Genomic DNA, 6765 nt, shown 5'->3' with positions numbered 1-6765 from the left:
TAGGACTATCCAGTGTTGATTTCACAGATCGGGCCGTTGGAACCGATTCAAAATCAAGATCACCGTATTATCCCAGGCTGCCCCGGGAATCCGTATCGGTTTATCCACACGAAATGTCCCTTAAGCCGTTTCTCGGGATATTTCCACCCCTAGAGACAGGTTCTCGTCCGGTTCTTGGCAAAAGTCCTGACAAATCCGGGCAAGCACCACTACGCGCAGTGGGTTGAATTTCGCAAGCGGATTGAGCCTTTGCGGTCGTCGCTTCCTGAAGGGGTCGGGGACAAGCTCACATTCGACGCGGTCGCAGACCTCATCGCGGTTACACGGAATGAGGCGGGACACCCTTCGGGACAGCAGATTGATGAAGACACTGCACGCGTCCACCTCACGATCGCTCCGGTCCTCTTGAAGAAGATGGATCTGCTGTCCGAGCACTTCCAGTCGAAGCGGTCGACCCCATCTGGCTGAGTCGGCTCGAACGGGTGTGCGCTGCTAGAGAGCATCAAAGTCTTGGCGTGTCTTCATCAAAACCCCAGCTCATGGGATAATCTGGAGCAGATAGCTCGTCAGTGAAGGCCCATCACCCCTCTGCTGCAATCCCTTGCATGTTCGTTGAACAAGCTACGGTGCGAAGTTCGAGGTAGGAGGATCTGGGCTTCGTCCGTGAGCTCGATAAAAATAAGGTACCTTAACGGGTACAGGTGATAGTAGAAAGTGATTCCCAAAGTGAGAAGAGTCCAGCTAGGCGGTAGCTATTCAAGTTATGTGTCTGGAGTTATGGAACGAAGTCGGGTGATGCTGCCGCCCACTGCAGGGCAGGCGGTAGTACGATGACATCCTCCGTGTCCGATGAGTCACGTGATCCGCATCTGGAGTTACTTGCACAGCTGCGCGACTTAGTACCGAGCGCCTTCCTTGACGGTGAGCTTGATCGTGAGGCGTTACTCGACGCACTTGGCCTCGGAGACGAGTCAAAGCCTGCGTTCTCTTTCTCTTGGCCGGGTATTGATCAGGCGCGCCAGGATGCACGCACCCCTACAACAGCAACCCTTATGCCTGATGAGGAGGCATCACTTCACTGGCCGGAGGCCCGTGATGTCCTTATCGAGGGTGACAACTTGCAGGTGCTCAAGCTTCTGAAGAACGGCTACTCCCGCGCCGTGAAGCTGATCTATATCGACCCGCCCTACAACACTGGGGACACGTTCACCTACAAGGACGATTTTTCCGTGTCCGAGCGTCAGTATCACGAGGATACTGGTCAGGTGGACGAGCAGGGCAATGCTATGACCAGCCGATTAGAAAGCGGAGGCCGAAAACACGCTCCGTGGCTGACCATGATGTTCCCGCGTCTTGCTCTGGCGCGTCATCTGCTTCGTCGTGATGGCGTAATCCTCGTTTCTATCGACAACAACGAGGTGCACCATCTGCGGCTTCTGCTCGACGCAGTTTTTGGTGCTGAGAACTTTGTTGACATGATGACTTGGCGGGGTGCGCGTAAGGGCGACGCGAAGCTAACTGGTGGTGGCCAGGACTACGTACTTGTGTATGCACGCGACCGTTCTTTCCTCAGGTCTACCGACGTCCGCTGGCGCGAACGTAAGGAAGGGCTCGATCCGATCTACGCGAAGGTCGAAGAGCTTCGGAAGAAGTATGGGGCCGACTTTGAAGCCTCAAGCAAGGAGCTGCGCGCCTGGTACAAGTCACTCGCGGATGAAGACCCCTCTAAAGCACATGCTCATTACAACCGTATTGACGACAAGGGCGTCTGGTTCTCGGATAATATATCCAGCCCGAACTACCGAGAGAATCTGATCTACGACTGGAAGGGATACAGCCCTCCCGCTAACGGTTGGCGCTATGAGCGAGCCACAATGGAAAGGCTAGATTCAGATGGCCGACTAATCTATCCAGAAGATAAGTCGCGGCGTGTACAGATCAAGTCGTACCTTCATACGCACGAGGAGTGGGCTCCGGCATCGGTATTTTATCGTGATCGTCGAGGCGCTTCGTCGAGTCTCAACTCGTTAATGGGCGGCAAAGTTTTCGATGACCCAAAGAGCACTGACGTTCTGGCTCGTCTCTTCCATTCCATTACCGACGACGGCGACCTCATCCTGGATTTCTTCGCTGGCTCTGGTTCGACTGGACAGGCTGTGTGGGAGCAGAACCCAGAGGACAACAAGACCCGAAACTGGATCCTGGTTCAAGCCCCGGAAGAACCGGACACTTCTGAGGAGTCAGGTAAGAACGCCGTCGCGGCAGGTTTCAAGACGATTTTTGAGGTAGCCGCGGAGCGACTTCGCCGTGCGGCAGCAGTGCTGCAGGAAAATGCTCCGGATGGCACGGAACTTGGCTTCCGCATATTCCGCACTCGACCGACAAACCTTGTTATCGACAAGCCTCTGTTGGCGCTGCCGGATATGACTGGAGCGACCTATTTGGAGCAAGTGCTTGAGCGCACTGCGGGCTCTCCTGTCGTCAAGGGGGCGAAGCCGATCGATGTCGCTTGGGAGGTCGCACTCAAGGCCACAGACACACGGCTTGATGCTCGCGTGACGACGCACGAAATCGATGGCGTGGCGGTATACGAGTTCACTCCTGGAGATGAACAGTCCTCAACGGGTCGTCTGCTGATCTCACTTGATGCGTTCACGTTGGCAGTAGCCGATGCGCTGGAGCTGAGCGACGATGATACCCTCATCCTTCGTGGTGACCAGGTGGAAGATTCGGTGACTCTCACGCTTGCGCCACGCCTGCAGTCAAAACTCATTCTCTTGGAGCGGGTGCCTCGTGAAGTTTCGCTTTGATGATCAACCGCACCAGTCGGCTGCCGTTTCTGCGGTGGTTGACCTCTTCGAAGGGGCTATCGTGCCGCCGCGTGATGCGCTTGCCGGGCAAGCACCTGGCGCGGAAGGCCACGCTGGCTTCACTCTGGAAAGAGACTTTCTTGCGGACAACCTGAAGATCATTACCACCCGTGAGTCAGTCGATCCCCAGTCTGAACTTGAACTTCTCGCAGAGACAGACCTGCAGGAAATCGATCGAGAGTTTCCGAACTTTTCTGTTGAGATGGAAACGGGCACGGGCAAGACGTACGTCTACATCTCGACAGCCCTGCGTTTGGCGGAGCTTTATGGGCTGCGCAAGTTCGTCATTCTTGTGCACTCGATCGCGATCCGCGCTGGCGTGGTCAAGACGTTCGAGCAGACCGAGGAACATTTCCGGCTGAAGTATCCTGGCGTGCCTTACAAATGGGGTGTGCTGGGAGAGAGCTCGGCGCTCAACGACTTCACCGAGCCGTCTGGAACTGTCCAGTTCCTGGTAGCTAGTGTGCAGGCCCTCGACAAGCCTGAGAAGAACACTCTCTACGCCAGCGCTGAGCAGCCACAGCTATGGGGTGACTCACTGAGTGGCGTCGAGCAGATCGCTAAGGCACGGCCCGTCGTCCTGATCGACGAGCCGCAGAATATGTCGACACCGCGGCGCCGACAGGCAATAGCGACTCTGAACCCATTCGTTGCGTTGCGCTACAGTGCTACCCACAAGGAGCCCTTCAACCTGGTGCATCGTCTGGGCCCGAAGCAAGCGGCTGAGGCTGGCCTCGTTAAGAGGGTTTCGGTCAAGGGAATTGTTGCCGGCGCGGATGGCAAGCCGTACGTCCGGCTGGACAAGGTCCGTAGCGTGCGCAAGCGACTAATGGCTGAAGTCGTCATTGATAAATCTGGCGGTAAACGTGGGCCGGTGGTACTGCAGAGCGGCTCTGATCTGTTCGAGGACTCTGGCGAGCTTCCGCAGTACCGAGGCCTGGTTGTCGACAGCATCGAGCGCAAGCCTGATCGGATCAACTTCGAAAATGGAATCGTACTCCAGGTTGGCACCGAGACCGGCGTGGACGCTGAAGCCGTTTGGCGTGACCAGATTCGCCATACGATCCGCGCGCATCTAGCTCGTCAGGAGCAGATTGACTCGGTCAAGCGCGGCGTCAAGGTACTTTCACTCTTCTTCGTTGAGCGGGTGGTAGACTATGCCGGCGACGAGGCGGTCCTGCCTGCGATGTTTGACGAGCTGTACCGAGAGGAGTGGCTGCGAGCAGGCCACTCCGAGAGCGACATGCCTGATCCTGCTGAGCTACGGGTGGCGTACTTTCCGTCGACCAAGACAGGCATCCTGAAGGACACCTCTGGACGTGCTCAGGATGCCGACGCAGAGACACGGGCGTACCAGGAGATTATTGCCAACAAGGAACTCATCCTCGATCGGGCTAACCCGCATGCGTTCATCTTCTCGCATTCCGCGCTAAAGGAGGGCTGGGATAACCCCAACGTCTTCCAGGTTGGATTCCTGCGCCATACGCGTTCAGACCTTGAGCGACGCCAGCAGATTGGCCGTGGCCTGCGTATCCCCGTCGACCAAATCGGCACGCGCGTCATGGATCCGGCTATCAACCGACTGACACTCATCGTCGACGAATCTTTCTCTGAGTTTCGAGACGGGCTGAACGCCGAATACGTAGCGTCCGGCAGCGGATCTGATGGCGGTCCTGAGCCTGATAATGCAGATAACGAAGTAAAGATCCGGCGTCGACCAGCGCTGTTCGAAAGCCCTGAGTTCGCGCAGATGTGGAAGAGGATTCGATACAAGGCTCGGTATCGCGTGACCGTTGACCCCAAGGCCCTGCAGGTCGTGGTAGCTAACTCTGCGCACCTAGCAGACCTTGAGTTCATCGAGCGCCGAGCCAATATAGTGCAATCCGCCGACCTCGTCTACAACGACGATGGCCAGGTCATCACGTCAGACTCCCGTATTTCTGAATCTCGTGGTGAACGCATTGTGGTCGTTGGCCAGCGCATGCCTGACGTTGTGCAGCTCATTGAAGACCAGTTGCAGTACGGCAAGTTTCCGCTCCAGCTAACTCGTCCCACGATTGTGGGTATTGTGCGGGAGATCCTGAATCATCCTGATCGCGATTACGCGCGGCATGTTCTCGACGATCCAGACCGTTGGGCTCGAATTGTCGCGAATGCCATCCGCGTTGAGGCGATTGAGCAGATGGTCAGCGGAATCAACTACGAGCCGATTGAGGAGTCGGAGTGGTGGGACGCTGAAGTAGTTTTCCTTGAGGTTGAATCTAAGAACCCGCCTCAGTCGATGCCGGGCAACCCAGACCCATCGAATGGAGTCGACCCGGCTCCTGAAGGCGGAGTAAACCTGTTCGACCACGTCGATTACGACAGCCACGTCGAGCGAGCGTTCGCGGCACAGCTGGAGAACAACAACGAACACGTCAAGCTCTTCACGAAGCTACCGCGACGTTTCCGGGTGCGCACACCCGTAGGTGAGTACTCACCGGACTGGGCGATTGTCTATGACGAGAACGGCACGCAGCGGCTCTACCTCGTTCGGGAGACCAAGGCCACTCGAAACCTTGACGACCTCGAGTGGGATGAGGCGATGAAGATCAGGTTCGCGGAGCGTCACTTTGAGGCCTCCCCGGCTGGCCCTGTTGATTATGGGCATACGACCGACAGAGATGGCCTGCTGATCGGTGCGGCAAGGGACGACGATGCTTTAACGCGTGCATCGAGAAACGGAGGTTACATTGGGCGATCAGAATGAAACCATAAGCGACCAAAGGATACTTCCGCTGTCAGTAGAGCCTCAAAACGCTAGACGTTTTAGGAACCTCTTCTATGATCCGATTTCCCTGCAGGTGCAGAAAAAGACGCGACTTAGTCTCCATATCCTGCGCGTTGAAAGTGGCGACTTTGCAATCGAGCCACTTCTAAAGGAGCTTGTCAACATGCGAAACTTTTACGTTTTGTCTCGCCGAGAGATCGAAGAATTTCGAAACGACATGAGTAGGTGGGGAGAATTCAACGAAAAGGCTGAGAAGAAGTTTAGGAAGCCGGACTCTAATGCAGGAGAGGGTGGAGAGCTGCTACTGTACTCCATCTTGGAATCTCACCTGGGGGCTCCAAAGCTGCTTTCTAAAATGGAACTAAAAACAGATGCTCAGCACTATATTCATGGAAGTGATGGAGTCCACCTCCTAAGGAACGATGACGAATCGTATGAAGTCATCTTTGGTGAGTCGAAAATGTACGCCGATACCAAAGATAAGCCTGGGACGAGTATACGGAATGGTTTTCAGGCTGCGCTTAATTCAATTTCAGAGGCGCAGGAAGAAGGATTTCAATTTGAGTTTTGGCTGGTCCAAAGCAACCTGCTGAAAGAGGCCCTAGAAGAGGGGGCTATCGATGCCCTCGAGGAGATACTGCTGCCGCCCGCGAGTGGTGGGCCAAGAGTTAGGAAGAGTAACGCCTTTGGCATTTTTGTCGGATTTGAAATTGATGTCTCTGATGTGAAATTTAGCGATCTCGATCCAGAGGAGATAGAGAAACTACTTTTAGAGAGGGCAGAGCACGCTGTAGTCGGCCAACAGCAGTGGCTTGCAGAGCGGATAGACTACCTAGACTTGGGCGGATTTCCGTTCCATATCTACGCGATTCCGTTCCTGCGCCGAGTTAGGAAAGGTGATGTCTTGGGGATTGAGGATATCAGGAAAAAAATCGCAGGAAGGGTAGGCGGTGGAGACCTCTGACAAGTCGAAAACGGTCGCGACTGTACTCGGTGACCGAATCGTCGGTCGCGATGACTTCCGTAGAATATTTTCCGAAGCGGAGCAAACCGTTGCCGAGCGCTTTCTTGATCAAAAAAGTTGGAAATACATTGTCAGATGCGAGTTTTTGGTACCGGTGTTCT

The 6765-nt window shown here is 55.3% G+C and carries 3 protein-coding genes; all 3 read left to right on the top strand.

The genetic code is table 11. The features are described from left to right. The first annotated feature begins 842 nt into the window (after positions 1–842). Genes HMPREF2967_RS03795 through HMPREF2967_RS03785 form a run of 3 tightly spaced genes read left to right on the top strand, consistent with a single transcriptional unit; the run spans position 843 to position 6604 of the window. Positions 843–2810 (top strand): site-specific DNA-methyltransferase, encoded by a 1968-nt coding sequence (locus HMPREF2967_RS03795; RefSeq protein WP_198531021.1) that lies wholly within the window; start codon positions 843–845, stop codon positions 2808–2810. Beyond that, positions 2794–5619 carry a restriction endonuclease gene (locus HMPREF2967_RS03790; RefSeq protein ID WP_198531020.1) on the top strand — a complete coding sequence of 942 codons (2826 nt, stop codon included), beginning with the start codon at positions 2794–2796 and terminating at the stop codon, positions 5617–5619. The genes HMPREF2967_RS03795 and HMPREF2967_RS03790 overlap by 17 nt, the downstream gene beginning before the upstream one ends. Beyond that, positions 5603–6604 (top strand): HamA C-terminal domain-containing protein, encoded by a 1002-nt coding sequence (locus HMPREF2967_RS03785; RefSeq protein WP_158014670.1) that lies wholly within the window; start codon positions 5603–5605, stop codon positions 6602–6604. The genes HMPREF2967_RS03790 and HMPREF2967_RS03785 overlap by 17 nt, the downstream gene beginning before the upstream one ends. The last annotated feature ends 161 nt before the right edge of the window (positions 6605–6765 follow it).

The organism is Corynebacterium sp. HMSC059E07, assembly GCF_001814395.1.
Classification (GTDB): Bacteria; Actinomycetota; Actinomycetes; order Mycobacteriales; family Mycobacteriaceae; genus Corynebacterium; species Corynebacterium hesseae.
This window is presented reverse-complemented; position numbering and strand designations above follow the sequence as displayed.